Raw genomic sequence first — 26,544 nt, 5'->3', positions numbered from 1 at the left:
GGCACTGGCCAGTGATCGTGCTGCTGCGCTGGACGTGGGGGATGGAGACGTGGTGGCAGTACGGGTTGGCGGTGGTGGGGAGTGTGGTTCTGGCGGTGGCGGCCTATGGGCTGGTGGAGCAGCCGGTGCGGCGGTATCCGCTGCAGTGGTGGTGGGAGACGCTGCTGGCACTGCTGGCGGTGGTGGGCCTGTGGCTGGGGATCGATGCGCTGCACTACCAGCTGAAGGGGAAATTGTTCATCGGCAGTGATCCCAATCCTGTCCCACTCCATGAGCGGATCAATAACTTCAATCCCATGATTCCCGGCACCGGCATCACTCCTTTGTGCACCGTGCCGGTCGGCAAGCGCTACGACGTGACGACGCGACCGAATTATGACCTGTGCCAGAAACTAGGCAAGCCTGGTGCTGGAGAGATCTTTCTTCTGGGTGATTCCCATGCCCAGCATCTGCTGCCGATGCTCGATCTGGTGACAAGCCGCAGTGGCCAAAGACTCACCTTCGCCGCCATGGGCGGCTGCTTCCCTGATCCGCTGGTGCAGATCAATTGGGGGATGCAGGAGTATGGCCCCTGCAAGGAGTTTGTCAGCGGCGAGATGGAGCGAGCCGCGGAACGCCTGAAGCCAGGCGACATTGTGATGTTGTCTAGTTGGCTTAACCATTACATCGCCGATATTGACCCGAGGGGGCAGCCGAATGGTGCGCTGATGGAGTCGGGCGGTCGTCGTCTCTCCCCATCCCAGGTGCGTGAGATGCATGTAGCCAGCCTGCGACGCTTCGCCAAACGGCTTGCCACGCGTAAGATCCAATTACTACTTTTCGTTGACACGCCAGTTCTGGCCAGGGAAATGATGTTCTGCCCCCGAGACTTCAGCAGGACCTGCTCTCCAGATGCTGAAAAAACCCTCCGCATGCAGCAGACCATTCGGCAAACCTTGAATGCTGCAGCTTCTGGATTGCCCAATGTGCACGTCTTTGACCCCACCCCCACCTTCCTCGACTCGATGGGTCGGGTCATTTATCGAAAGGCGGACGGAACTCCGCTGTTCGCAGACTCCAACCACCTGAGCATGACGGGCAGTCGCTCCCTGGCGGAGCCGTTTGAGCGCTTCCTGGTGGCGTCCGGTCTGATCCCGGCGTCAGCCCGCTGATGGTGGCCGCGATCGCCAGCAGCAACCCCGTCGCCTCCCCAGACAAGGGCTCGGCGTCTGGGCGCTTTGCCTACCGGCCGGACATCGATGCGCTGCGTGGCGCGGCGATGCTGGCGGTGCTGGTGTTCCACCTGAACAAGGGGTGGTTGCCGGGCGGGTTCACGGGAGTGGACGTGTTTTTTGTGATTTCGGGCTATGTGGTGATGGGCTCGTTGCTGGGCCAGGCCAGCAAGCCGCTGTGGCCGCGTCTGGGGACGTTCTACCTGCGGCGTGTGCGGCGCTTGCTGCCGAACCTGCTGGCGTGCCTGTTGGTGACAAGCCTGGCGGTGGCGATGTTGATTCCGCCGCTGGAGAGCGGCCCCTATTTCAATGCGGCCTTGAAGGCGCTGTTCGGGTGGTCGAACAACTACCTGATGGGTCAGATCGATTACTTCAACCCGGATGCGGATCTGAACCCGTTTCTGCACACCTGGTCGCTTGGTGTGGAGCAGCAGTTCTACCTGGTGTTTCCGCTGCTGATGCTGGGGATCGGCTATGGGGTGCGGCGGAGCGTGCCGCTGCTGACGGCGCTGATCGTGCTGTCGCTGGGGGCGAGCTGGTGGTGGACGCAGAACGCACCGATGGCGGCGTTTTTCCTGATGCCGAGCCGGTTGTGGGAACTGACGATCGGCTCGTTGCTGCTGGTGGCGCAACGGCGTGGGCTGCTGGGGGCGAGCTGGATGAAGGGCCGGTGGCTGCGTCTGGCGGGTGGAGTGCTGCTGTTGTGGGCGGTGGTGGCGACATCGGAGCGTGAAGGCTTCCCGTTGCCTGGTGTGCTGCCGGCGGTGCTGGGGACGCTGCTGGTGCTGCAGGCGGGACCAGGAGAGGGGGGGAGATTTCTGCCGGGTCGCTGGCTGGAGCGGGGGCTGCTGACGGCCGGATTGCTGTCGTACTCGCTGTACCTGTGGCACTGGCCAGTGATCGTGCTGCTGCGCTGGACGTGGGGGATGGAGACGTGGTGGCAGTACGGGTTGGCGGTGGTGGGGAGTGTGGTTCTGGCGGTGGCGGCCTATGGGCTGGTGGAGCAGCCGGTACGCCGGTATCCGCTGCAGTGGTGGTGGGAGACGCTGCTGGCACTGCTGGCGGTGGTGGGCCTGTGGCTGGGGATCGATGCGTTGCACCATCCGATGAAGGGAAAGTTGTTCATCGGTCCCGATCCAGATCCGGTGCCATTTCGAGAACGCATTCATACCTACAATCCCTACATCTTGAACAGCGGTATCAGTGAGAAGAATTGCACCGTTCCCGTCGGTAAGCCCTATGGCCTGACGACGCGACCGAACTATGACCTGTGCCAGAAGCCTGGCAGGCCTGGGGCGCGAGAAATCTTTCTGCTGGGCGACTCCCATGCGTTGCACTTGGTGCCGATGCTTGACGTGGTAACGAGCAACACGGGGAAAAGGATGACATTCGCTTTCCAGATGGCCTGTTTCCTGGATACGTCCATGGTGGCGACTCTTGGCGGTGTGGAGTTTCCCGTTTGTCAGGATCTCGCTCGAGGCGAGATGGATCGGTCCCTTGAGCGTTTGAAGCCCGGTGATATTGTGATGATATCAAGTTGGCTTAATTCCTATCTTTCGGGGTTGTCCTCCAGTGGTAAGCCTTCGCCCATGGTGGTGGAGCAGGATGGCAGGCGGATCAGCCCCCCTGAGGCCAGGGCTATCCATGTCGCCAACCTTCGACGCTTTGCCAAGCAGTTGGCGGCCAGGAATCTTCATTTGGTGCTCACGGTGGATACACCCATGCTGTTGGTCAAGCCCATGGAATGCAGGCCGAAGCCTGGCCAATGGCAGCAATGTGCACCAGAGGCGCAGATCACCGCCCGCATGCAGCAGACCATCAGGGAGACCCTCACAGAGGCAGCGGCTGGATTGTCCAATGTGCATCTGTTTGATCCCAGTTCTTTCTTCCTTGACGCTGAGGGTCGCGTAACCCCCATGCGGCCAGACGGAACACTGCTCTTCTCCGATGACCACCACCTGAGTGTGTCGGGGAGCCTCTCGCTGGCAACCCCGTTCGAGCGTTTCCTGCAACAGCAGGGACTCACCAGCCCCCGGCCCACCGCCTCCCCGACCCCATGACCCTGCAACCCCCCTCCGGGGCTTCCCGCCACTGGCGCTTCACCGATCCGGCCAGCGGCGATTCCCTCACGGTCGTCCCCGAGCGCGGCGGGCTGGTCACCGGCTGGTGCTGCGGCGGAGAGGAGATCCTCTACTTCGATGCGGAGCGTTTCGCCGACCCCGCCAAGTCGGTGCGGGGCGGGATCCCCGTGCTCTTCCCGATCTGCGGCAACCTGCCGGGCGATGAGCTCGTGCTGCCCCAGGGGAGCTTTCCGCTGGCGCAGCATGGCTTCGCCCGCGATCTGCCCTGGTCCATGGCCCCACTGGCGGACGGGGATGGGGTGGTCCTGCGCCTCGACGATGGCCCTGAGAGCCGCTCTCATTTTCCCTTCGCCTTCGGCCTGGAACTGGAGCTGCGGCTGCAGCCCTCGGCCCTGGCGATCACGGCACGGATCAGCCACCGGGGTGCGGCCGGCACAGCCCCCCTTCCCTTCAGCCTGGGTCTGCACCCCTACGTCGCCGTCGCCGATCTTGCCCACGTGCGTCTCGAAGGCTTGCCGGAGAGCTGCTTCGACCATCTCACCATGGCTCCAGCCGCCACAGCGGAGCAGCTGTCCCAGCTGGAGCGGGGCGTGGACTTCCTCTGCACCGGCGAAGGTCCGGTGCGCCTGGTGGATCCAGCGGGGGGCCGGGTGGTGACCCTGCACCCTTCGGCGCCGATGGATCTGGTGGTGGTGTGGAGCGACCCTCCCCGGCCGATGCTCTGCCTGGAGCCCTGGAGTGGTCCGCGGGGGGCCCTGAGCACGGGGGAGCGGCGTCTGCTGGTTCCTGCTGGGGAGTCCCTTGAGCTGGGTTGCCGCTACAGCGTCGAAACGCTCTGAGCAACGCCGGGCAGCCGGCCGGGCGCCAGCTGCCCGGCCGGATCGAAGCGGCGCTTGATGGCCTCGATCAGCGGCCGGGAGGGGGCATCCAGCCAGGCCGGCAGGGAGGCCCCCGGGGGCTGGCGCAGCACGGTGAGATGGCCCCCCAGCTCAGCGCAGAGACTGCGCAACGTGCTCACCTGGCCTGATGTCAGAGCCGCCTGGGGTTCCGCCGGGGCCGGCCAGGCCAGGCCGAGGCCGCTGCCGGCCGCCATGTCCACGGCCAGTCCGGCCAGGGCAGGAGCCTGCATCAGGGTCTCGAGTCGGTCGGGGCTGACGCCCAGGCGCAGCAGCCAGGCAGGAGCGGTGGCGGCGGCGTCCGTAGGCGCGGCGGCGGCGGCGGTTCCCCCCCGGGCCCGGGCCAGCCAGGCGCCGGTGGTGGTGGCATCCAGCACCCGGGCCGGCAGGGTGCTGCGCTCCTGCAGGCAGCGCACCTGCTCCTCGAGGGTGGCGGCATCGACGCTGGCCAGGCCGATCAGCAGCAGGGGCTGCGGCGCCAGGCCAGCGCTGCCGGCGAGACGGCCGTTCCACCAGTCGATCCGCTCCGGGCTGAGGCTGGAGTTCAGCAACCAGCGGCTCAGCAGTGCCAGATCGCCGGTCTCGCCCTGGAAGCAGACACTGCGGCGCAAGGGCGGCTGGGGCAAGGTGCGCAGGGTCAGTTCGGTGATCAGGCCCAGGGAGCCCCAGCTGCCACTGAACAACCGCATCAGGTCGTAGCCGGCCACGTTCTTCACCACCTTGCCGCCGGCCCTGGCCGTCACCCCATCGGCCCGCATCACCTCAAGGCCGATCAGCTGGTCGCGCACCCCCAGGTAGCGCTGGCGGTAGCCGCCCGCCAGGCCCCGGGCCACCAGGCCGCCGATGCTGCCGGCGGCGGTGCCATCGCCGTCCCCCCAGGGGGCATCCACGGACAACCACTGCCCGTGGTGTCCAAGGGCCTCCTGCACCTCCACCAGTGGCGTGCCGGCCGCCACCGTGATGGTGAAATCGCCGGGGTTGAAGTCCCGCACGCCCTTCAGTGCGGCACAGCTGAGCACCGTGCAGGGCCCCATGAGGGGAGGGCCCCAGTCGAGGCGGCTGCCCAGGCCGGCCGGCAGCCAGGCCGAACCCTGCCGGTGCAGGTCCCGCACCAGCTCCTGCAGCTCGCTGGGCTCAGGTCGCATCACGGCACGATGGTGCCATGGCGCAGGCGACCGTCGACACCGGGCCCGATCTCAAGATCGTCGTCATCGATGACGACCCCACCGGCTCCCAGACCGTGCACGGCTGCCCCCTGCTGTTGCGCTGGGACACCGAGACCCTCGCCGCCGGCCTGGCCCACCCGTCGCCGCTGCTGTTCGTACTGGCCAACACCCGGGCCCTGGCGCCGGCGGCGGCGGCCGAGCGGGTGCGTGAGATCTGCCGCGCCCTGCGGCCCGCCCTCGGCCAGGCGCTGGCCTCCGGCCGCATCGGCGGCTGGCTGGTGGTGAGCCGGGGCGATTCCACCCTGCGGGGCCACTTCCCGCTGGAGGTGGAGGTGATCAACGAGGAGCTTGGCCCCTTCGACGCCACCTTGCTGGTGCCGGCCTTCCTGGAGGGGGGGCGCACCACCGTGGACGGGGTGCACCGGCTCCATGGCCAGCCGGTGCACGAGAGCCCCTTCGCTCGGGACGGCCTGTTCGCCTACGCCACCAGCTTTCTGCCGGACTGGGTGGAGCAGAAGAGCGCAGGCCGCCTGCCCGCCAGCGCGGTGGACCGCATCGGCTGGCGGGAGCTGGAGCAGGGCGGATCGCCCCTGCTGCGCCACCTGGCGCGCCTGCAGGGCAACGTCTGCGTGGCGGTGGATGGGGCTTCGGTCCAGCAGCTGGCGGCCCTGGCCGCTGCGGTGCACACGCTCATAGTCTCCGGTGGCGCTCCGCTGAAGGCAAGGCCCCGCCGCTTCCTGTTCCAGAGCGCCGCCAGCCTGATCCAGGCCCTGGCGGGCTTGCCCCCCCAGCCGCTTGCGCCGGCAGCTCTGGCGGCCCTGCGCCGCCGCCGCGGGGAACGGCCCCTGCCGGGGCTGGTGCTGGTGGGCTCCCATGTGCCCCTGGCCGACCGCCAGCTGGAGCGGTTGCTGGCCGAACCCGGTTGCGTCGGGGTGGAATTGGAGGTGGCCAAGGTGCAGCGACTGCTGGAGGGCCCGGAACCTGCTTTGTTGCTGGCCTCGCTGGAGCTGGCCTGGGGGCGGCGGCTGGCGGACGTGCTGGCCGGGGGCCGCACGCCGGTGCTGTTCACCAGCCGCGGTGAGGCGCGCTGCCGGCATGCCGGCGAGCGCCGGGCGCTGGGTCTGGCCCTGGCGGGGCTGATGGCGCGCCTGGCGGCGGCCCTTGCCCCTGGGCTGGGTTACCTGATCAGTAAGGGGGGCATCACCACCCAAACCCTGCTGGCCGATGGCTTCCGTCTCGGTTCTGTGAGCCTGATGGGCCAGATCCTGCCTGGACTTTCCCTGGTGGTGCCCTTGGCAGCAGGCTGCGGGGAGCGGCCGGGAGCTGCGGTGGCACGGCTACCAATTATCACCTTTCCGGGCAATCTTGGGGACAAAGAGACACTGGTCCTTGCCTGGCATGCGATGGAAAAAGCCAGCCCTGTGGGCCAGCGGAGTGGGCCTGGGGCCAGGCAACTTCAAGATCCAAGCGGGTAATGTTTAAACTGTCCCAGAAGATTCGACTGGGACTGGATGCTGTGCTTCACAATTGCTGACTCTCAGTATGCCGCCAAAGTTTCAGTACTTGCCGAAAGCCTGAACTTCTGGCATCCGGAAATTCGGTTGATATGCTTCGCGACTGATGGCCATGGCGCAGAGGCTTACGGCCCGAATGCGCATCTGGAGGTCCGATCTCTTCCAGAGGAAGAATGGGTCAAGAATGATCCGGCTCTTGCCAGCCGACTCGTCGATCTCGAAGGCCTCGCCAGGGGCTCTTACTTCAAGCCCATGGTCTTGCGGCATCTCCTGCTGAAGAGCCTGGAGCCCGTGATCTTCCTTGACCCTGATTTGTGGCTCACAGGCGCGATTCCCGAATTGTTCTCACTGGCTGGAGAGAGGGAATGGCCCTCCTGGTTGGAAAGGGGGGAGTTGCTGCTCACGCCCCATTTAATGAGTCCTATGGTCACGCCGAATCGCGTAGAGAGGGAGCTGAATATCCTCGTCTCAGGAACATTTAATGCTGGTCTGATTGCTGGCAGGCCGACCCCCGCCGTCGTCGCGTTCGTGCAGTGGTGGGCTGGACGGGTGCAGGAGTTGAATTGTCATGATCAGGCTGCCGGCTTGTTCTGGGATCAGAAATGGCTTGACTTCGCACCTGTTCATGTGGCGGCGACATGGATCATCCGCGATCCGGGAATTAATCTCGGCCATTGGCGTCTGCCGGAGGCTCCTCCGGTAGGACAGTGCCGATTGCTTCATATGAGCGGCTTCGAACCCCAGGAGCCGGTGACGATCTCTCGCTACACCCTGCACACCGACTTGCGGGAGCTGCCGGAAGACTACCGAGCGTTGTTCAGTCGTTATGGCCGACTTCTCCAGAACCAGGCAAACTCCAGCGCTTTATCGCCGCCGGCGCAACTCGCTCCATTGGCCTGGCGGGCTTCCCCGCAGGCGTCACCGGATGATCCGGGGCGCACCGCCTTCGTCACTGCGGCGGCCAAGTCTGAGTGGGCGCTGGTGCGAACACTCTGGGAATCATTCCATCGCCATCATCCAGGTATCCCCTTCTTCGCTCTCCTGACCGATGAGCCCGATGGGTTGTTCGACCCAGAGCAGGAGCCCTTTGAGGTGCTGCGCCTGGATGACCTGGAGTTAGACGACAAGGCGGAACTCGTCCGATCGATGGACAGGATGGAATTCACCTACGCCCTGACCCCAGACCTCCTCCTGGCCATCCATCGAAAAGGTTTCGGTAGGGCCTGTTTTCTTAAGCAAGAGAGCCTGGTGGTGGCCAGCATGCTGGAGGTCGTGAATCAACTGGCTGGCTGCTCCATTCTTCTGACTCCCCATCTGCCAGCTGCTTTGAGTGGCGAGGTCGGCTTTAGCCGTGAGGCAAACATCCTCCAGTCAGGAATTTACAATGTTGGATTTATAGGCGTCCGAGATACCGAGCAGGGTAGGGAATTTTTGGAGTGGTGGAGAGACCGCGTTCATCAGTATTGCCGCAGAAATGTTGAGAAAGGTGCCCACTTTGAGCAGCGTTGGCTCGACTTGGTGCCTTGCTACTTTGAGGATGTTGACTTCGTCAGGGACAGGGGATTTAATATCGGTCATTGGAACCTTCCGGAGTTGGCTATTGATCTTCGCGATGGATGCTTTTCCCATTCGAGTGGGTTGTGCAGCTTCTTCCGGCTGAGCGGCTTCGACTATGATCAGCCTTCGGAGACCAGTCGCTATCGACGATCCCTGACCCTGGAATCCATTGGCCCCGCGGCCGAGATCTTTCGGGCTTACCGGGCTGCTCTCACCCGCCATGGTTACCAGGCAAGTCGTCATTGGCCCTGGCACTTTCAAGTCAACAGTGAACCGGTTGCTCGCCCATGGTGGCGGCGTCTCGGATCGCGTCTGAGGCGGTCCCTGAGTGCTCCTTTGCGGGCCCGGCCCACATCAGGGCACCGCCCTGACCAGCGGCGTCGCTGAGGTCTCCTGATGGAAGCTCGCCGCCAGGAGCTCGACCGGGTGCATCACCCGGATGGGCCTGGCGTCATCCTCCATGTGACGCCGGATCTGCAGGGTGCAGCCGATGTTGGCGCTCACCGCCAGTTCGGCCCCTGTGGCGGCCAGGTCAGCTGCCTTGATCCGGCCGAGTTCGGCGGCCTCCACGGGTTGTACCAGGTTGTAAATGCCGGCGCTGCCGCAGCAGACGCCCGCTTCGGTGGCCTCGACGATGAGCACATGGGGGATGTGTCGCAGCAGGGAGCGTGGTTGCTCCCGCAGGCCCTGGCCGTGGAGCATGTGGCAGGCATCGTGGTAGGCCAGCCGCAGCGGCCGTTCCGCCGTGGCGGGGGTGCCGTCGGCGTGGTTCAGGGGTTTCAGGCCGGCGCGGAAGTCCTCGCTGGGTCCCACCCGATCGAGGAACTCCTGGATGTCGGCCACCCGGGCGGCGAAGGCGGCCGGGCCGCTGGCGGCGGGCAGTATGTCGCCGTAGTGCTTGAGCGTGTGGCCGCAGCCCGAGGCCGCCACCAGGATCGCGTCGAGGGGCTCGGGCCCCGCCGCCTTGCCTGGACCGATCACCGCTTCAAACCGTTCCATCAGGTCGGTGGCGAGCTCACAGGTCTGCTCCAGCTCGCCCTGGTGGTGGGTCACCGCACCACAGCAGCCCTGGTCCGGCGGGATCACCACCTCAATGCCGTTGGCGCTGAGCACCTCAATGGCCGCCGCGTTCACGGCCGGATCGAACAGGCGCTGCACGCAGCCCAGCACCAGCCCCACCCGGTAGCGCCGTTCCCCACGGGCCGGTACCAGCACCGGCAGCCCGTCGCGGAAGGCTTCGGGGGCGAGGGGCGGCAGCAGGCTGTCGAGGGCCTCGATCTGGGGCCCGAACAAGCGGGTGAGGCCGCTGCGGCGTGCCAGGGCCTGCAGGGGTGTGCCGGCGTAGAACCGCAGGGGCGCCAGCAGGGCCCGCAGTCGCCCGGGGTAGGGGAGCAGGGCGAAGATCAGCCGCCGGAAGGCCCGCTGCGCGGGGCTGCGCAGCTCGGGCGCGTTCAGCCGCGGCCGCATGGTCTCGATGAGTTGGTCGTAGCGCACGCCCGCCGGGCAGGCGGTGACGCAGGCGAAGCAGCCCAGGCAGCTGTCGAAGTGCTTCGCCACCGTGGCATCCAGTGCCAGCTCCCCGGCGTCGATCGCCTTGAGCGCATGGATGCGCCCCCGGGGGGAGTCCATTTCTGTCGCCAGCACCCGGTAGCTGGCGCAGGTGGGCAGGCAGAAGCCGCAATGCACGCAGGGGTCAGCGGCGATGAAGCCGGCGCCGGGGGCTGCGGCACCCGGGGACCCGCTGGCGGCGGTGGACGGAAGGCTCATGCGATCCATTGTGGGCGCTCGCCCCGGCCCCATGGCCTGGCTTCACCCCCCGAAGTGGCGCACCACCGCTTCAGCGAAGCCCGAGCAGCTCACGGCCTCGGCGCGGGGTTCCATCAGCCGGGCCAGGTCGTAGGTGACCTCCTTGTTGGCGATCGCGGCACTGATCCCGGCGGTGATCAGGTCGGCCGCCTCCTGCCAGCCCATGTATTCGAGCATCATCACACCGGAGAGGATCACCGATCCCGGGTTGATGCGGTCGAGGCCGGCGTGCTTGGGGGCGGTGCCGTGGGTGGCCTCGAAGATCGCCGCGCTGTCGCCGATGTTGGCCCCCGGCGCCATGCCGAGGCCGCCCACCACCGCCGCCGCCGCATCGGAGATGTAATCGCCGTTGAGGTTGAGGGTGCAGAGCACCGAATACTCCTGCGGCCGGGTCTGGATCTGCTGGAAGATGCTGTCGGCGATGCGGTCGTCGACCATCACCATCTGCTTCCACTGGCCGCCGCCATGGCTGGTGCCGATGGCCTTGAGAACCGCCGTCACCTCCGCGTCCACTGCCGCCTTCTTCTCGGGGGTGAGGCTGTCGTAGCCGGGCTCGATCAGGCGGGCGTTGTCCTCGATGCTCAGCCCCGGCTTCTCCTCCAGGTTCCCCAGGATCCAGCTCTCCCGCTCGGTGATGCACTGGTCACGGAATTCGCTGGTGGCCAGCTCATAGCCCCAGTCACGGAAGGCCCCTTCGGTGAACTTCATGATGTTGCCCTTGTGCACCAGGGTCACGTGACGCTTGGCGCCCTCCAGGCCCAGGGCATGGCGGATCGCCTTGCGCACGTGGCGCTGGGTGCCGGCCTTGCTCACCGGCTTGATGCCGATGCCGGCACCCTCGGGGATGCGGCGCTTGCCCAGCTTGCCGTTGGCGGGGATCACCGTGTCGTTGAGGTGGGCGATCAGCTCGATGCAGACAGGATCACTGGCCTCCCATTCGATCCCCATGTAGATGTCCTCGGTGTTCTCCCGATACACCACCACGTCCAGGTCCTGGGGCCGCTTGTGGGGGCTGGGGGTGCCGGCGTAATAGCGGCAGGGCCGCACGCAGCAGTACAGATCGAAGATCTGGCGCAGGGCCACGTTGAGGGAGCGGATGCCGCCGCCGATCGGGGTGGTGAGGGGGCCCTTGATGGCCACGCCGAACTGCTCGATCGCCGTCAGGGTGTCCTGGGGGAGGTACTGGTAGGTGCCGTAGAGCTCGCAGGCCTCATCGCCGGCATAGACCTTGAACCACTCGATGCGGCGCTCGCCGCCGTAGGCCTTGGCCACGGCCGCATCCAGCACCCGCTGGGTGGCGGGCCAGATGTCCACGCCGGTGCCATCGCCGCGGATGAAGGGAATGATCGGGTCGTTGGGAACGATCGGCTGGCCGCCCTCGAACCGGATCGCCGTGCCGCTGGCTGGGACGGTGAGCTTCTCGTATGTGGCCATGGAGTCGGCACGGAACGCGCTGATGAGCCTAGGTTTCGGACACATTGGCTTTCTGCTCAGGGGAAACGGCATGAATGCGGCCGACCAGGCCCGATCGGTGGAACTGGCCGCCGCCATCGCCGCGGTGGTGGGTCACTTCCGGCTGCATTTCCCCGCCGCCCGGGCCAACCTCACCCCCTGGCGCGACGATCCCCTCACCCGTGCCTTCGATGAGCGGGAAACGCTGGATCTCTCCTTCCACTTCCCCGGCTGGAGTCCCCGCCTGCAGTGCCGCTCGCTGCTGGTGCAGTTGCGGCTGGAGCGGGCCCCGGCCGGATCCGGCGAACGGCCGCGGCTGCTGGGGGTGCTGATCCGGGGCCTCACCTACGAATCGGAACGCTGGCGTCTGGCCACGGTGGGGGACTGGCAGCCCTCGGGATCCCATCTCCCTTCGGAGGAGGTTGTGTCCTCGCTCCAGCAGATCTGCCGTGAGTTGTTCGATCTCTTCGGCGATGTGGTGGCCCGTGGGACGCGGGCCGCGTAATCCTTCGCAACCTTGGCGCCTCGTCTTCAAGGCCCCACCTACGTTGGATCCTCTGCCCGCGCAGCCTTTCGATCCCATGCCCGTCCCCCTTGCTTCCCAACTCCGTGAGGGAACGAAGAAAGCCCACACGATGGCCGAGAACACCGGTTTCGTGAGCTGCTTCCTCAAGGGAGTCGTCGACAAGGCCAGCTACCGCACCCTGGTGGCCGACCTGTGGTTCGTCTACAGCGCCATGGAAGAGGAGATCGGCAAGCTGACAGACCACCCCATCGTCGGTCCGGTCGCCTCACCGGCCCTGAATCGCCGCGAGTCCCTCGAGCAGGATCTGGTCTTCTATTTCGGTGGCGACTGGCGGCAGCAGATCCGCGCCACCCCCGGTGCCCAGGAGTATGTGGCCCGCCTGCACCAGGTGGCCCGGGAGTGCCCGGAGTTGCTCGTCGGTCACCACTACACCCGCTACATCGGCGACCTGTCCGGTGGCCAGATCCTCAAGAACATCGCCCAGAAAGCGATGAACCTGGGTGAGCACGATGGCCTGCGCTTCTACGAATTCGATGCCATCGATGACGAGAAGGCCTTCAAGGCCACGTACCGGCTCACCCTCGACAGCCTGCCCATCGATCAGGCCATGGCGGACCGGATCGTTGCCGAGGCCAACGAAGCCTTCCACTGCAACATGAAGATGTTCCAGGAACTGGAAGGCAACCTGGTGGCCGCGATCGGCAAGGTGCTGTTCGGCTTCCTCACCCGCCGCAGCCGCAGCGGCAGCACCGAGGCCGTGCCCGCCTAGGTTTCCCAGGCCTTCGGCGGCCGCTGCCACCCCGATTCGCGTGCGCCCGATCCGTTTCCTGCTTCCCGGCACCACCGGCCGCTTCCGTTGCGGTGGGTTGCTGGTGGAGCTGCAGACGGCCCGGCTGACCGCCCAGCTGGCGCCCACCGAGGTGGTCACCTACCGGAAGCGTGAGACCGACCACCCCTTCCTGGACGACCTCCTGGCCAGGGAGCCGGCACCGGGGGAGGCCCTCTGGATCGTCAGCTGGGGCTTCGATGTGCCCGGCCAGTTGCGCCGCTTGCGGGGGCGGCCGGTGGCGTATCACGCCCACAGCAGCGGCTATGGGTTTTCCCTGCCCCCCGGGGTGCCGGTGCTGGCCGTCAGCCGCAACACCCTCGGCTACTGGGGCGACCGGGCTTCCCGCAACCCCCTGTTCCTGGTGCCCAATGCGTTGCAGCCCAAGTGGCTGGAACGGGGCAACCGGGCAGCACCCCTCGGCTGCGGCCGGCCCATCGACGTGCTGGTCCAGCAGCGCAAGAGCAGTCGCTATGTCCTGCAGCATCTCGTGCCGGCATTGCGCCGCCGGGGGCTGCGGGTGGAGGTGCAAAGCGGCTGGGTGGACGATCTTGTCGATCTGTTCAACAGCGCGGCGGTGGTGTTGTACGACTCCGCCGACTACTGGCGCGGCCGGGGGGTGAGCGAGGGGTTCGGCCTGCCGCCGCTCGAGGCCCTGGCCTGCGGCTGCGTGGTGTTCAGCAGCCTCAACCACGCCCTGGCCGACAGCCTCGATCCCGGGGTGGTGGGCCACCAGATCGGTTGCGGCAGCCTGGAGAACGACCTCGAGCGGATCCAGGCGGCCGTGGCCGATCCGATGGCGTGGCTGCCGCCAGCCGCGCGGCTCTCCAACCTGCTGGAGGCCTGCAGCGAGCCGGTGCTTCAGGAGCGCTGGCACACGGCCCTGGCGGCCATCGACGCCCATTGGAGCCACCTGTTGCTGGAGGGGGCGTCGCCGCTGCGTGCGCCTCCCCGGTTGGCCCTGCGGATCGACCAGTGGCGGCGACGCTTTTGGACCCTGTGGCGATCACTGAACTGACTGGCTGGCGTCGGGGCGGCCCTCCTGAGCGCACGGGTACGATTTTCACAAAAGTCAGACCAGATGTTTCGCAAAAGCCAAACCTTCACGAGTTTGGTGCGGCTTCTGGCCCAGTTGCCGACACGCCGTAAGCGCGCGTTGATCCGGCTGATCCCCCTGGCGATTCTCGCCGGTGTCGCTGACCTGGTCGTGGTGGCTCTGGTGGCCCGCCTGTTCACGGTGGTCGTTGGCGGTGAGAATCGCCCTTCCATCCCCTGGGAAGGTGTGGTTCCGGAAGATCCGCGCGTCAAGGTGGTGGTGCTGGTGCTGGCCTTTGTCTCGGCTGCCTGGTTTTCTTCGCTTTCAAAGCTTCTGCTGCGGGCCTTCCAGCTGCGGCTCAAGGCGTCGATCTGGCGTGATCTTTCCGACATGGCCCAGCGCAAGCTGATCGCCCAGCCCTATGTCTATTTTCTGGGCGAATCAAAGTCAGATATCTCTTCAATGGTGCTGATCAACGTGTCGCGCGTCGCGGACATCGTTGTGCTGCCCCTTCTCCAGCTGGCCAGTGGTGTGTTCGTGATCGCCCTGCTCTCCGCAGGCATGCTGTTCGTCGGCAAGTTGCTGGCCGTGGGGTTGATCCTTGGACTCTTGGCCGGTTATTTGCTGATCTCCACCGCCATCACCCCTTTCCTGCGCTTTGCGGCTCGGCAACGCATCCTGCTTGAGATGCGAACCAATACCATTCTTTCTGAATCGATGCGAACGGTTCTGGATGTTCAGCTCACAGGCTCCGAACCCTACTTTGAGCGCCATTATCAACAGGCTGGTCGGGAGACTATTCCATTCATCTGGAAGGCTGATGTTCTCCCGGAGACACCACGAGCTCTGATTGAACCGCTCGGCATCACGATGATCTTCGCGGCCGGAATGCTGCCCCTTCTGGCCAATCCTGATCCGGGCGCCCTGCTCAAGATCATTCCGTTCCTGGCCACCGTTGCCGTCACCTCCTTGAAACTCACGCCGCCACTGCAGGACAGTTTCAGGGCTATCACTTCCTTGCGGGCCGGCCTGCCTGACCTGGAGGAAACTCTCAAGCTGATCGAACTTCCCGAGACTCGGCTCACGATTCGCTCTGAAGGGGTCCCCTCCCCCGATGGGGTGATGCCCAAGCGGGTGATCCGCCTCAAGAACATCAGTTATCGCTATCCAGGAACGGATTCCGATGTCCTCTGTGACATCTCTATGTCGATCCCGGTGGGCTCCCGCGTGGCCTTCGTTGGGGCCACCGGCAGTGGCAAGACCACCACCGCGAACCAACTGCTTTGCCTGCTGCGTCCCACCACAGGCACCCTGCAGCTGGATGGAATCGATGTGGATGACGCCGATGTGCCGGCCTGGCAGGCGAACTGCGCCTATGTGCCCCAGGCGATCAACCTGCTCAACAGCAACATCATTGAGAACATCGCCTTTGCCGAGGAAGTGGATGAGGTCGATCAGATGCGGGTCTGGGAGGCTCTCCAGGCCGCCCAGCTGGCCGATATCGTCGCCGAACTTCCCCTGGGCCTGTTCACGCCGATCGGCGATAACGGTATCCGGCTGTCGGGGGGGCAGCGGCAACGGCTGGCCCTGGCACGCGCTTTCTACCGCAATTCCAAGTTTCTGGTGCTGGATGAGGCCACCAGCGCCCTCGATAACCGCACCGAATCCGAGGTGATGGATGCCATTGAGGTGATCGGCCGCCGCTGCACCCTGGTGGTGATCGCCCACCGCCTCTCCACCGTGATGCGCTCCGATTGCATCTTCGAGTTCGAGGCCGGCAGGATCAAGGCCTTCGGCAGCTTCGAGCAACTGAGGCAGCGCTCCGATACCTTCAATGATCTGGCCTCTTTCGAGCGGCGTCTTTCCAGTCCCCTTGGCTGATCAGTTGGGAGCACAACGCAGGGATCTTTCGTTGAGGCTTAGGGGCGGTCGTGGGGCTGATTTGTTTTATTCAAATGTCGTGCATCTGATCCTGTCAACACGTTGAACGGGGCGGGGCTGCTAACGTCAAAAATCAATCGTCTCCGCCGGAGCCTGTGAGTTTTCTGGCCGGTCTGAACGAAGCCCAGCGACGGGCGGTCGATCACCACACCGGTCCGCTGCTGGTGGTGGCTGGGGCCGGCAGCGGCAAGACCCGGGCCCTCACCCACCGCATCGCCCACCTGATCGGCCACCACGGCGTCGATCCGGCCCAGGTGCTGGCCGTCACCTTCACCAACAAGGCCGCCCGGGAGATGAAGGAGCGGCTGGAGGTGCTGCTGGCCCAGCGGCTGGCCCAGAGCCAGTTCGGCCAGCCCTGGAGCACCCTTCCGGCCCGTGAGCAGAAGCAGCTGCGCAGCCGCATCTACCGGGAGGTGATCAAGGATCTCTGGATCGGCACCTTCCACGCCCTGTTCGCCCGGCTGCTGCGCTTCGACATCGACAAGTTCCGCGATCCAGAGGGGCTCACCTGGACGCGCCAGTTCTCCATCTACGACGAGAGCGATGCCCAGAGCCTGGTCAAGGAGATCGTCACCCAGGAGATGCAGCTCGATCCGAAGCGCTTCGAGCCCAAAAAAGTGCGCTGGGCGATCAGCAGCGCCAAGAACCAGGGCTGGCTGCCGGAGCGCCTTGAGGAGGAGCATGCCGGCCCCCGCGGCAAGCATGAAGCCGAGGCCTACCGCCGCTACCGCCGGGCTCTTGCGGCCAACAACGCCCTCGATTTCGACGACCTGCTGCTGCTGCCGGTGCAGTTGCTGCAGCAGAACGAGCAGATCCGCCACTACTGGCACCGCCGCTTCCGCCATGTGCTGGTGGATGAATACCAGGACACCAACCGCACCCAGTACGACCTGATCAAGCTGCTGGTCGCCAACGGCCAGGCGCCCGAGAGCTTCGATGACTGGGAGGGGCGCTCGGTGTTCGTGGTGGGCGATGCCGACCAGAGCATCTACAGCTTCCGGGCCGCCGATTTCACGATCCTGATGGGCTTCCAGAAGGAATTCGGCGACGGCTCCCTCGACGCGGACACCGGCACGATGGTGAAGCTGGAGGAGAACTACCGCTCCACGGCCACGATCCTGGAGGCGGCCAACGCCCTGATCGCCCACAACAGCGAGCGCATCGACAAGGTGCTGCGCCCCACCCGCGGCGAAGGCGAGCCCATCAGCCTCACCCGCTGCGACGACGAGATCGCCGAGGCCGAGGCCGTGGTGCACCGCATGCGGATGCTGGAGGCGGCCCACCCCGACCTGCGCTGGGGGGACATGGCCGTGCTGTATCGGACCAACGCCCAGTCCCGCGCCATGGAGGAGTCGCTGGTGCGTTGGGGCCTTCCCTACATCGTCGTGGGGGGCCTGCGCTTCTACGACCGCCGCGAGATCAAGGATGTGCTCGCCTATCTGCGCCTGCTGGTCAATCCGGCCGACACCGTCAGCCTGTTGCGGGTGCTGAACGTGCCCCGGCGGGGCATCGGCAAGACCACCATCGAGCGGCTCACCGATGCGGCCAACCAGCTGGGCTTGCCCCTGTGGGAAGTGGTGAGCGATCCGGAGGCGGTGCGCTCCCTTGCTGGCCGTTCGGCACGGGGGGTGCTGCAGTTCCAGGAACTGATCGCCGACCTAGGCCGCCGTCTGCAGGACGCTCCCCCCTCCGAGCTGGTGCAGCGGGTGATGGAGCAGAGCGGCTATCTGGCCGAGCTGCTGGCCGAAGCCACCGATGAATCGGAGGAGCGGCGCCGCAACCTGCAGGAACTGGTGAATGCGTCCCTCCAGTACCAGGAGGAGAACGAGGAGGGCTCCCTGGAGGGGTTCCTGGCCTCCGCCGCCCTGGCCAGCGATGCCGACAGCAAGGACACCGAGGCCGACCGGGTCACGTTGATGACCCTGCACGCGAGCAAGGGGCTGGAGTTTCCGGTGGTGTTCCTGGTGGGGCTGGAGCAGGGCCTGTTCCCCAGCTATCGCTCCCTGGAGGACCCGGCCGCCCTTGAGGAGGAGCGCAGGCTTTGCTATGTGGGCATCACCCGGGCCAAGGAACGGCTGTTCCTCTCCCACGCCAGCGAACGGCGGCTGTGGGGCGGCATGCGGGAGCCGGCGGTGCCCTCGGTGTTTCTCTCCGAACTGCCCGAAGCGTTGCTGCAGGGAGACATCCCCCGCAGTGGCGGTGCGGCCCTGCGGCGGGAGCAGCGGCTGGAGCGGCTCACCCGGGTGGATCGCGACGACAGCCAGCGGGTCGCGGCCGGTGGGGCGGCCGGCGATCCAGCCAATGCGGTGCGACGGCGCAGCGCGGCCCGTGCCTGGGCCGTGGGGGATCGGGTGCGGCACAGCAGCTTCGGCGAGGGCCACGTCACCCATCTGTTCGGCAGCGGCGAGAAGACCTCCATCGCTGTGAAGTTCGAGGGCATGGGGCCGAAGATCCTTGATCCACGCCTGGCGCCGATCGAACCGGCATGACCCCGCCGCTGGTCACCGCCGTGGTGCCGACCCGCAACCGCTGTGAGCTCAGCCTGCGCTTCCTGGCGCGCATGGCCGCCCAGACCTATCCGGCCCTGAGGATCGTGGTGGTCGATGCCAACTCCAGCGACGGCACCGTGGCGGCGATCCGCCAGCAGCATCCGCACGTGACCGTGCTGGAGGCCGGGGATCGGGATTTCTGGGCCGGTGCCACCAACCGGGGCGTACGGCAGGCCCTGGCGGCCGGAACCGACTATGTGCTCACCATCAACGACGATGCTGTGGTTTCCGCCGATTACGTGGCCAGGATGGTGGCCCTGGCTCAGCAGCATGGCTGCGCCATCCTGGGTAATCAGATCAACCTCCTGGGGGAGCAGGATCGGATCTGGTCCCTGGGAACCGTCACGGTCTGGGGCAGCTCTGATTTTCTGAGGTTGGCTCACACGGGGCAACGACAGCAGGATCTCGAATTGGAAGTGGCCACGGCCGAGGTGCTTCCTGTCGATGCCCTCCCTGGCAACGGGGTGCTGATTCAGGCCGAGGCCTTCCGCCGCATCGGCCTGTATGACGCGCTGTTCCTGCCCCATTACCACGCGGATTCGGAATGGGTGATGCGGGCGGTTCGTCGGGGGATCAAGGCGTGGGTCACGCCGCGGGTGATCCTGCTGAATGACTTCACCCCCGCGCAGAAGCAGTTGCCACTCGAAAGCTTGGGGGGGCTGATCTATGCCCTGGGCCACCGCCGCTCGCACCTGTACCTGTTGCCGGTGCTCACCATCTTCTGGCGCTACTGCCCCCGGCGCCAGAAGTGGCGGACCTTAAGGGCTCTGGCCAGCCGATTCCTCAGGATGCGATCGTGAACCGGGTACGGGGATGGCGCGGCGACCTGTCGCCCCGCAGGCGCCGGCCGACCCAGCGCAGGTAATCCAGCAATCCGGCCCAGCGCCCCTTGGCCCGGTCCGGATCCTTGGCGAGGAAAGTGACGGGACGCAGCGCAAAGTAAAGAAGATTCAGCCCCAGAGCCAGGGGGGTGGCATGGCGATGGAGCAGGTAGAGCTTGCTGAAGGTGGCATGGCGGAACTTGGCACCGGGAACCCGCTGGGTGATGGCCGACACCTGATGCTCCACCAGCACCGCCTGGGTGACACGAACTCGATGGCCGAGTCGTTCGTAGCGCAGGCAGATATCGGCATCCTCGTAATCGAGAAAGTACTGAGGATCGAACCGGGGGCAGGAGTCGAAGGCCGCCAGGTTGAACACCATGCTGCAGCCGGAGAGCCAGCGGGTCGGGTGGGTGGTGATTGGCCGAGGGGATGCCACCACGTCGTCGAATCGGTGTTTGAGGGTGCCCAGCCATGGGTTGAAGCTGCCCTGGCTGAACCACAGCCTTCCATCCATGTCCATGATCCGGGTTCCCAGGATCGCGATCGACGGATCGTTGCTGATGCAGCTGCGCACGTAGCTGATCGCTTCGGGCAGCAGATGGGCATCGGGATTGATCAACCAGGCCAGCGCCTGGGGATCGCGTTGGTGGACGTGATCCAGGGCCAGGTTGCAGCCGCTGCCGAAGCCCAGATTGTGCGAGGCCTGAAGCAGGGTCACCCCGTGCTGATTGGCGACGGCATCAATGGCAGTGTCGCCGGGGGAGTTGTTGACAACAATGAATTCACAGTCCGCCTCTCCGTAGGAAGTGGTGGAAGCGATCAGCTCGCCGATCAGGTTACTGCAGAAATAGTTGACCGTGATGAAGAAGAGGCGTCGTCCGCCAGATGCCTGATAGGGCTTTGGCATGGATTCACTTCCTCAGGCGCTCAATGACGCGACGGAATGGATTGTTGGGATGCGGTTGAGGTGATTTGGGGGAAGGATGTTGGGGCTGGATCTGCTCCTGGCGTTTCCTGTTGATGTTCAGGTGCGTCTGAATCTCGTCATAGGACACGGGATGATCAACCCTGAACCAGGGTTCTTCGACGAAGGAATATCGCTTCTTGTCGATTGCAGCTCCGGCCTTGAGCAGGAACAGGAACAGGGAGGCCACCGCAGGGCCGATCAGTGAGATGGCCTCCAGGTGATAATCGGCGCGACGAGAACTGCGCAGCCACATCCCGTAGTCGATGAATGTGTTCAGGTAGTTGATGGCCGAATCGATGATGGTTGAAGGCTCAGGCTTGAAGACTTGGTGGATGACCGTGGTGATGTAAAATCCCATGGTCTTACCGAAGGCAATGCTTCCGGCCGGATAGGGAAGGTGATGATCTTGGGAAAGGATCGACTCCTTCAGCAGGCAGATGCCGCAGAGGCAGAGCATTTCATGAAGGATTTCCGTCCTTTCTCCGGACTGAGTGGGGATTGTGAAGCTCATGCCCGGATCGACTTCGCATCGAAAACTTGGCCGCATCTCTAAAAGAAGGTCGATTGCTTGGTCCGCCCAGCCGTTGTTGACAAAATCCTTGAACAGGCGGTAGTGCATGGCCAGCCCCAGACGAGAGATCTTCTCTGTTCTGGACAAGGCGCTGTGGCGGTAGGTGGCCAGGTACTCCCGGGTGTAGGTGGTGGCGTTGCCGCTCTGGGCCGCCTCCGCCAACGCAATCGGGCCTGGAGAGCTGGCGGCGTAAGCGATCAGATTCGAGCTTCGGCGTTGCTTCACGGCGAGATGGCTGAAGCCTGCTTTGCTCAGAAGCAGGCTCAGGCCTTTGGCGCTGAAAAGAATCTTGTGTTCTCCAGGAAACAGGGCGCTGTAGGCTTCTGCTGCAGGGGATTCCGGCGTAATGAACTCGGCGTTGGGAGTTGTGAAGATTGCAACTCCCTCAGATTTGATGTGCCGGGAGACCGTGGCGGCAAACTGCTTCGGGGTAGGAATGTGCTCGATCACTTCGGAGCTGAAGATGATGTCGAACTGTTCCTGATCGTGATGGCTGCCCTCGCCAAGCAGGGTGGCTGAAATGTCTGCCCCGAGATATTGCTGACCAAGTCGGCCGTAGCCCCCCGGTTCGATGCCTGCAGCTTGGAAGCCCCGGCATTTTGCCGCATAGTCCACAACGAAGCCGAACCCGCATCCCAGTTCCAGAAAGGTTTTACCCTCCGTGGAACGACTGGCATCGACATAACTGCCGATAGGAGCAAGCATCTCATCGAGGCCTGCAATGATATCGATATAGTAATTCATAAATGGTGTGTCTTGCTCCTTTTCATAAAAACTTCCCTCCTCTGAAAACTCATTCAGGGATCTGCAATCCTCACAGCGATGGAATAGGTATTCGCAGTCTTCGAATGCGGCCGTCATTCCCTTGGAGCTGGCACACACATAGGGGGTGAGGTTGCTGCTGCCACAGGCTCGGCAACGTAAGGCGTGTGAAGAATTGCCATCACCATCATGTGAGATAAAGTGCATGTGAAAATCTCTGCCACGGTTGAAAACATACAGACATCCATGCTTCTAAGTCAAGCATGACAGGACGTCTATCCGTCATAGGTGAAGGGATAGACAAACCCATTGGTAATTCCCCTGATCGCGGCTTCTCTCGTTTTGCCTGAATAGCTCATGGGAACTCCCTTCGCATAAATAAGTTGCTTGAACTCTTCCAGGAATGGTTGGATTTGAATCCCTGTTTCAGGAGAAGTTGCTGAATACTCTAGCAACTCTTTGAACAGATTAACTGCCTGGCCGATGGTAAAGCTTCCTGCAATGCAGAGATCGTGTTTGACCAGTGGGCAATGCAGAAAAAATGGATAGAGAAATGCGGCAATATGGCTTGGATTGCTGTTTTCAATCAGGTCTGCTATGGTAAATGCCTGAAAAGTGGTGAGTGGCTTGCCCTTGCTGACGCTTTCAAGCAATTGCCCAAGTGAATAGCCTATCAAGCCATTTTCAGCCGTTCGCGATGGCGACGGCATCAGTCTCAAGAGATCCCCGCCTGGGACCCCTCCCTCGTGTTTGTATGTAGCCAGCAGCACTTCAATCAAGTCATCGCTCGTATAGAGGACTTCAACTGGATAAAAGTGTCTGTAGACTTCACTTGAAAGGGCAATCTCACCTTGGTAGATGCAGTGGCCTCGGTGGGAAAGGTGCTGATAGTTTTGCCAGAAGTCAAGAAAGCGATTGGATCGGAAGATTTCAGGTTTGAGAATCTGAAAATAAGATTGATAGTGAGTCTGTATTTGATGGCTGATGTGGCTGAAAAGTCCCTTGGCAGGACTTTCCTTGAATCGTTGTATTCGTTTGATCAGCTCATCAGCATTTCTGCCTGGAATGAACTGCATGGAATCGTTAGCGATTGCCAGGTACAGGCAGCGTTTTAGGTGCCCTTCGTCGTTCAGCATCAAGACGCCGTCTTTGAAGGCTCCGAAGTCGCGTCCAATGTTCTCGCGATCAAACATTCGCCAGACAAGGCTTGATATCTCTGCTATATCTTCTGAGTCAGTGGTGCAATTATTGATAAAAAAGGTGGAAAATCCTGCTTGCTTGAGAGCCTGGAGATAGGCTCGATTAGAATGGGTTAATTGATTGGAATAGGCAACAAAGATAGCGATTGACTCGGGAGTTTCTGCCCCTGGCGAGGGAGGTTCCTGAGGATTTGCCAGATCGTTGGACGATGTCGCCAGCTCAGTGAGTCTTGTCGAAGGGCTTCCTGTGCGACCATAGGGGCTTAGAAGGTAGTCTGTGAACGCCGCCGTGAAGTCAAGGCAAATGTATGTTTTGCGTCTCAACCTGCACCATGCACTTCGAACACGGTTGATGATTCGTGTCTTCATGGTTCAAGCCTCTATGGAGGAATTTGCCTCCAGATTGACGGCTGGAACTCTGCTTAAACTGAAACTCTCCATGCTTTTTTTCAGCCGTTTGATCAGTGTACCCCCATCAACGCTCACCTCCGCTGCGTCCCAGCCACTTTCGACTCATGCCACAGCCTCATCCAGGAGCAGAGAGTCCGGACATCCAGGCATGTGCGGCTGACGCCGCCTCTCTGGCTGGTCCTGAGTCAGGTGCAGGAGCGCTGGAAGCCATGGTCGTCTTCGACGAGCTGCCGCTGCCGTTGTCGCTGCGCCGCGGACTGATCAGTTGCCTGGGGCTGTTCCGCCTGGCGCTGGTGGGAGGAGCCGTCCGCGATCTTCTCTGTCACCGACTGCATCGGGATCCCTGGCTTGGGGTCCTCGACCTTGATCTTGTCGTACAGGATCTGCGGCCCACCGCCCTTGATGGCGGTTCCCCTGCTGCCTGCCGGCTTGCAGCCACCCTGCTGGATCAGGCCGAGCGGAACGGTTGGCGGGTGGGCTTCTGCCATGTCCATGAGGCCTTTGGTACGGTTGAGCTTGAGATCGATGAGGTGCTTTTCGACTTGGCCACCGCCCGCCGGGAGGTCTATGCAGCCCCGGGGCAGAATCCAAGCGTCAGTTTTGGCACCCTTGAGGAGGATCTGGCCCGAAGGGATTTCAGCATCAATGCGATGGCCCTGGAGTTTCATCCCTCAGGCGAGAGGCTTTGTCTACTGAATACCCACGGCGGCCTCACGGATCTGAAACAACGCCAGCTCCAGCTGTTGCACCATCGCAGTCTTGAAGATGATCCCACCCGGATCGTGCGCGCTGCGCGCTATGCGGCTCGTTTGGGTTTCGCTCTGGCTGCCGACAGTTTGGGGCAGTTTGAGGTCACAATCGCTCGCTGGCCTTGGGCAGATGGACGCGGTTCGCTGTCCGTGCCGACTTTAAGAGCTGTCCCGCCGGCGTTGGGAACCCGCCTGAGAAAGGAGTTGGAGCTGATGCTGGAGAGGGAGCCATGGCCCCGCGCCCTGTCGCTGCTGCAGCAGTGGGGGGGGATGGTTCTGATTGATCATTCCCTGCAGATGGATACCGGCTGGCTCAGGCGCCTGCGCTGGACTGATCGCTTCGGGCTTTCAAAGCTCACGGCGCTGTTGGCGGGTGCCGTGGATCCTGAGATTCCCGCAGGAAGGTTGCAGCTCAACCACCGCGAGCAACAGCTCTTGGCCCAGTTGGGCCGACTCCGCAGGGCCTGGCAGGAACGTGGTGAGGCGAAGAGGCTTGGTCGCCAGGTCTGCAGTGCAGTCTGGAATCCATTGGATTGGTGCCTGTTTCTTGAGCAGCCGGGTTGGAGCTCCGATGCCGTTGCGCTGGCTCTGATTTGCGGGGCGCTACCCCGCCGGCCCCTCCTCCGTTGGTGGTTTCGCTGGCGCCATATCCGTTCGCCTGTCCGAGCCGCCGACCTGATCGCCCAGGGCATGCACCCGGGACCGGAACTGGGTGAGGCCCTGCGGCGCCTGCGAGCCGAGCGGCTTGCCGCCGAAGACGTTTAGCATCCATTCATCCATTCATCCATCCATCCATTACCTCAATCAATGAGCGTCGCCGCTAACGCATCCAGGCGAGCGCCGCCCACTGATGCCATTCGCCACCAGCGTGTCTCCTGCCTTGATCGCAGCTTATCCATCACTGCTGGATCGGCTTTCTGGCAGATGGCCGGCCTTCCCCAGATGTCTTCTTTCACGCGCATTCTCATCAGGTCTCCCTTTGGACACCATCCAAGTCCGCAGCCAGGAGAATGCTTGTCGATGGGTGCTTTGAGAGTCAAACATCGCCGTTGGGGGTAAGGTCCATAGAGCTTCCGCTTGTTTCCATGGATCTGGCCCCTTCGCCGATTCGCACCATCTGTTGCATCGGTGCCGGGTATGTGGGAGGGCCCACGATGGCGGTGATCGCCGATCGCTGCCCCGGCATCCAGGTCACGGTGGTCGACCTCAATGCCGAGCGCATCGCGGCCTGGAACGATCCCGATCTGACGCGCCTGCCGGTGTACGAGCCCGGGCTGGATGCGGTGGTGGGCAGGGCCAGGGGGCGCAATCTCCACTTCACCACTGAGGTGGAGGCGGCCATCGCTGAGTCCGACATGGTGTTCCTCTCGGTGAACACCCCTACCAAGACCAGGGGGGTGGGGGCCGGCCAGGCCAGCGACCTGCGCTGGATCGAGGCCTCGGCCCGCCAGGTGGCTGCCTCCGCCCATGGCCACACGATCGTGGTGGAGAAGAGCACCCTGCCGGTGCGCACCGCCGAAGCGGTGAAGGCCATCCTCGGGGCTGCCCAGCAGAACGGCTCGGGCCCTGCCGATGGCGAGACCAAGACCTTCTCGGTGCTCTCCAATCCCGAGTTCCTGGCCGAGGGCACCGCCATCGGCGACCTCGAAGCGCCGGATCGGGTACTGATCGGCGGAGAAGATACCGCGGCGATCGAGTCCCTGGCCAGCATCTACGCCACCTGGGTTCCGGACGACCGGATCCTGCGTACCAATCTCTGGAGCAGCGAGCTCTCCAAGCTCACGGCCAATGCCTATCTGGCCCAGCGGATTTCCTCGATCAACAGCATCGCCGCCCTGTGCGAAGCCACCGGCGCCGATGTGCGGGAGGTGGGCCGGGCGATCGGCACCGATTCCAGGATCGGTTCCAAGTTCCTGAAGGCTGGTCCCGGTTTTGGCGGCAGCTGCTTCCAGAAGGACATCCTCAATCTGGTTTACCTCTGCCGCCATTACGGCCTTGAGGAGGTGGCGGATTACTGGGAGCAGGTGGTGACGCTCAACACCTGGCAGCAGGATCGCATCGCCCGCATGGTGGTGCAACGGCTGTTCGGCACGGTCACCGGCAAGCGGCTGGCGGTGCTGGGCTTCGCCTTCAAGGCCGACACCAACGACACCCGGGAGGCGCCCGCCATCCGCATCTGCCAGAACCTGATTGAGGAGGGGGCCCGGCTGGTGATCGTGGATCCCAAGGTGTCACCCGGCCAGATCGGCGCCGATCTGGGCCAGCCCGCTTCGGCGGCCGACGGCGGCTGGCAGGCTGCGGCTTCCCCCGAGGAGGCGGCCAGCGGCGCCGACGCCGTGCTGATCCTCACCGAATGGCGCGATTACGCCCAGCTCGACTGGGGAGCGATCGCGGCGGTGATGCGCCGCCCGGCCTGGCTGTTCGACGCCCGCGCCATCGCCGATGCTTCTGCCGCCCGGGCTGCTGGCCTTAACGTCTGGCGCGTAGGCGAGGGCTGAGC

The 26,544-nt window shown here is 64.0% G+C and carries 19 protein-coding genes; 13 read left to right on the top strand and 6 right to left on the bottom strand.

Going from position 1 to position 26,544, the window contains the following annotated elements; genetic code table 11:
• The first annotated feature begins 11 nt into the window (after positions 1 to 11).
• The 3 genes from KBZ33_RS15165 to KBZ33_RS15155 are packed head-to-tail and all read left to right on the top strand — an operon-like array spanning position 12 to position 4,131.
• Positions 12 to 1,151 (top strand): SGNH hydrolase domain-containing protein, encoded by a 1,140-nt coding sequence (locus KBZ33_RS15165; protein ID WP_254954184.1) that lies wholly within the window; start codon positions 12 to 14, stop codon positions 1,149 to 1,151.
• On the top strand, positions 1,151 to 3,271 hold the full coding sequence (locus KBZ33_RS15160; RefSeq protein WP_254954181.1) for an acyltransferase family protein: 2,121 nt from the start codon (positions 1,151 to 1,153) through the stop codon (positions 3,269 to 3,271). The genes KBZ33_RS15165 and KBZ33_RS15160 overlap by 1 nt, the downstream gene beginning before the upstream one ends.
• Positions 3,268 to 4,131, top strand: a complete 864-nt coding sequence (locus KBZ33_RS15155; protein WP_254954179.1) for a galactose mutarotase — start codon at positions 3,268 to 3,270, stop codon at positions 4,129 to 4,131. Before KBZ33_RS15160 ends, KBZ33_RS15155 begins: the two co-directional genes overlap by 4 nt.
• On the opposite strand, the gene KBZ33_RS15150 is transcribed toward KBZ33_RS15155, so the two are convergent.
• Positions 4,110 to 5,333 carry an FAD-binding oxidoreductase gene (locus KBZ33_RS15150; RefSeq protein WP_254954177.1) on the bottom strand — a complete coding sequence of 408 codons (1,224 nt, stop codon included), beginning with the start codon at positions 5,331 to 5,333 and terminating at the stop codon, positions 4,110 to 4,112. The genes KBZ33_RS15155 and KBZ33_RS15150 overlap by 22 nt on opposite strands.
• 17 nt (positions 5,334 to 5,350) lie before the next feature.
• Here KBZ33_RS15150 and KBZ33_RS15145 point away from each other — a divergent pair, with 17 nt between their 5' ends.
• Complete coding sequence (locus KBZ33_RS15145; RefSeq protein ID WP_254954175.1) at positions 5,351 to 6,829, top strand: four-carbon acid sugar kinase family protein; 1,479 nt, start codon at positions 5,351 to 5,353, stop codon at positions 6,827 to 6,829.
• Between the two features lie 36 nt (positions 6,830 to 6,865).
• A complete protein-coding gene (locus KBZ33_RS15140) occupies positions 6,866 to 8,812 on the top strand; it encodes a hypothetical protein (RefSeq protein ID WP_254954173.1) in 1,947 nt (648 codons plus the stop codon).
• On the opposite strand, the gene KBZ33_RS15135 is transcribed toward KBZ33_RS15140, so the two are convergent.
• Complete coding sequence (locus tag KBZ33_RS15135; RefSeq protein WP_254954171.1) at positions 8,780 to 10,192, bottom strand: (Fe-S)-binding protein; 1,413 nt, start codon at positions 10,190 to 10,192, stop codon at positions 8,780 to 8,782. The genes KBZ33_RS15140 and KBZ33_RS15135 overlap by 33 nt on opposite strands.
• A 42-nt stretch (positions 10,193 to 10,234) precedes the next feature.
• Complete coding sequence (locus KBZ33_RS15130) at positions 10,235 to 11,665, bottom strand: NADP-dependent isocitrate dehydrogenase (protein WP_254954170.1); 1,431 nt, start codon at positions 11,663 to 11,665, stop codon at positions 10,235 to 10,237.
• A gap of 70 nt (positions 11,666 to 11,735) precedes the next feature.
• Between KBZ33_RS15130 and KBZ33_RS15125 the strand changes: the two genes are divergently transcribed.
• From KBZ33_RS15125 to KBZ33_RS15100, 6 genes are all read left to right on the top strand, one after another.
• The gene (locus KBZ33_RS15125; protein ID WP_254954188.1) at positions 11,736 to 12,188 is read left to right on the top strand and encodes a hypothetical protein; all 453 of its coding nucleotides are present in this window, start codon (positions 11,736 to 11,738) and stop codon (positions 12,186 to 12,188) included.
• Positions 12,189 to 12,264: 76 nt separating this feature from the next.
• Entirely contained in the window at positions 12,265 to 12,978 is a 714-nt protein-coding gene (locus tag KBZ33_RS15120; protein ID WP_254954168.1) for a heme oxygenase (biliverdin-producing), read from the top strand.
• A gap of 40 nt (positions 12,979 to 13,018) precedes the next feature.
• On the top strand, positions 13,019 to 14,053 hold the full coding sequence (locus KBZ33_RS15115; RefSeq protein WP_254954167.1) for a glycosyltransferase: 1,035 nt from the start codon (positions 13,019 to 13,021) through the stop codon (positions 14,051 to 14,053).
• Between the two features lie 114 nt (positions 14,054 to 14,167).
• Positions 14,168 to 15,952: an ATP-binding cassette domain-containing protein gene (locus tag KBZ33_RS15110; protein ID WP_315859212.1), complete on the top strand. Its 1,785-nt coding sequence runs from the start codon at positions 14,168 to 14,170 to the stop codon at positions 15,950 to 15,952.
• 155 nt (positions 15,953 to 16,107) lie between these two features.
• The gene (locus tag KBZ33_RS15105; RefSeq protein WP_254954165.1) at positions 16,108 to 18,501 is read left to right on the top strand and encodes a UvrD-helicase domain-containing protein; all 2,394 of its coding nucleotides are present in this window, start codon (positions 16,108 to 16,110) and stop codon (positions 18,499 to 18,501) included.
• Positions 18,498 to 19,361 (top strand): glycosyltransferase family 2 protein, encoded by an 864-nt coding sequence (locus KBZ33_RS15100; protein WP_254954164.1) that lies wholly within the window; start codon positions 18,498 to 18,500, stop codon positions 19,359 to 19,361. The genes KBZ33_RS15105 and KBZ33_RS15100 overlap by 4 nt, the downstream gene beginning before the upstream one ends.
• Here KBZ33_RS15100 and KBZ33_RS15095 read toward each other — a convergent pair.
• The 3 genes from KBZ33_RS15095 to KBZ33_RS15085 all read right to left on the bottom strand — a co-directional run bounded on the left by KBZ33_RS15095 (position 19,345) and on the right by KBZ33_RS15085 (position 23,253).
• On the bottom strand, positions 19,345 to 20,292 hold the full coding sequence (locus tag KBZ33_RS15095; protein WP_254954162.1) for a glycosyltransferase: 948 nt from the start codon (positions 20,290 to 20,292) through the stop codon (positions 19,345 to 19,347). The genes KBZ33_RS15100 and KBZ33_RS15095 overlap by 17 nt on opposite strands.
• A gap of 4 nt (positions 20,293 to 20,296) precedes the next feature.
• Positions 20,297 to 21,784 (bottom strand): bifunctional 2-polyprenyl-6-hydroxyphenol methylase/3-demethylubiquinol 3-O-methyltransferase UbiG, encoded by a 1,488-nt coding sequence (locus KBZ33_RS15090; RefSeq protein WP_254954161.1) that lies wholly within the window; start codon positions 21,782 to 21,784, stop codon positions 20,297 to 20,299.
• A gap of 176 nt (positions 21,785 to 21,960) precedes the next feature.
• Positions 21,961 to 23,253: a rhamnan synthesis F family protein gene (locus KBZ33_RS15085; protein ID WP_254954160.1), complete on the bottom strand. Its 1,293-nt coding sequence runs from the start codon at positions 23,251 to 23,253 to the stop codon at positions 21,961 to 21,963.
• Positions 23,254 to 23,399: 146 nt separating this feature from the next.
• Here KBZ33_RS15085 and KBZ33_RS15080 point away from each other — a divergent pair, with 146 nt between their 5' ends.
• Both KBZ33_RS15080 and KBZ33_RS15075 read left to right on the top strand, forming a co-directional pair.
• Complete coding sequence (locus KBZ33_RS15080; RefSeq protein WP_315859211.1) at positions 23,400 to 24,809, top strand: CCA tRNA nucleotidyltransferase; 1,410 nt, start codon at positions 23,400 to 23,402, stop codon at positions 24,807 to 24,809.
• A 320-nt stretch (positions 24,810 to 25,129) separates the two neighbouring features.
• The gene (locus KBZ33_RS15075) at positions 25,130 to 26,542 is read left to right on the top strand and encodes a nucleotide sugar dehydrogenase (protein WP_254954158.1); all 1,413 of its coding nucleotides are present in this window, start codon (positions 25,130 to 25,132) and stop codon (positions 26,540 to 26,542) included.
• Positions 26,543 to 26,544: the final 2 nt, after the last annotated feature.

Source organism: Cyanobium sp. Cruz-8D1 (assembly GCF_024345975.1).
GTDB lineage: Bacteria > Cyanobacteriota > Cyanobacteriia > PCC-6307 > Cyanobiaceae > Cyanobium.
The sequence above is the reverse complement of the archived record's forward strand: the minus strand, read 5'-3'. Positions and strand labels throughout refer to the sequence as shown.

Coding starts and splice junctions, on each gene's coding strand:
- KBZ33_RS15160 (WP_254954181.1), top strand. CDS start 1,151: ATGGTGGCCGCGATCGCCAGCAGCAACCCCGTCGCCTCCCCAGACAAG.
- KBZ33_RS15155 (WP_254954179.1), top strand. CDS start 3,268: ATGACCCTGCAACCCCCCTCCGGGGCTTCCCGCCACTGGCGCTTCACC.
- KBZ33_RS15150 (WP_254954177.1), bottom strand. CDS start 5,333: ATGCGACCTGAGCCCAGCGAGCTGCAGGAGCTGGTGCGGGACCTGCAC.
- KBZ33_RS15145 (WP_254954175.1), top strand. CDS start 5,351: ATGGCGCAGGCGACCGTCGACACCGGGCCCGATCTCAAGATCGTCGTC.
- KBZ33_RS15140 (WP_254954173.1), top strand. CDS start 6,866: ATGCTGTGCTTCACAATTGCTGACTCTCAGTATGCCGCCAAAGTTTCA.
- KBZ33_RS15135 (WP_254954171.1), bottom strand. CDS start 10,192: ATGAGCCTTCCGTCCACCGCCGCCAGCGGGTCCCCGGGTGCCGCAGCC.
- KBZ33_RS15130 (WP_254954170.1), bottom strand. CDS start 11,665: ATGGCCACATACGAGAAGCTCACCGTCCCAGCCAGCGGCACGGCGATC.
- KBZ33_RS15125 (WP_254954188.1), top strand. CDS start 11,736: ATGAATGCGGCCGACCAGGCCCGATCGGTGGAACTGGCCGCCGCCATC.
- KBZ33_RS15120 (WP_254954168.1), top strand. CDS start 12,265: ATGCCCGTCCCCCTTGCTTCCCAACTCCGTGAGGGAACGAAGAAAGCC.
- KBZ33_RS15100 (WP_254954164.1), top strand. CDS start 18,498: ATGACCCCGCCGCTGGTCACCGCCGTGGTGCCGACCCGCAACCGCTGT.
- KBZ33_RS15095 (WP_254954162.1), bottom strand. CDS start 20,292: ATGCCAAAGCCCTATCAGGCATCTGGCGGACGACGCCTCTTCTTCATC.
- KBZ33_RS15090 (WP_254954161.1), bottom strand. CDS start 21,784: ATGACGGCCGCATTCGAAGACTGCGAATACCTATTCCATCGCTGTGAG.
- KBZ33_RS15085 (WP_254954160.1), bottom strand. CDS start 23,253: ATGAAGACACGAATCATCAACCGTGTTCGAAGTGCATGGTGCAGGTTG.
- KBZ33_RS15080 (WP_315859211.1), top strand. CDS start 23,400: ATGCCACAGCCTCATCCAGGAGCAGAGAGTCCGGACATCCAGGCATGT.
- KBZ33_RS15075 (WP_254954158.1), top strand. CDS start 25,130: ATGGATCTGGCCCCTTCGCCGATTCGCACCATCTGTTGCATCGGTGCC.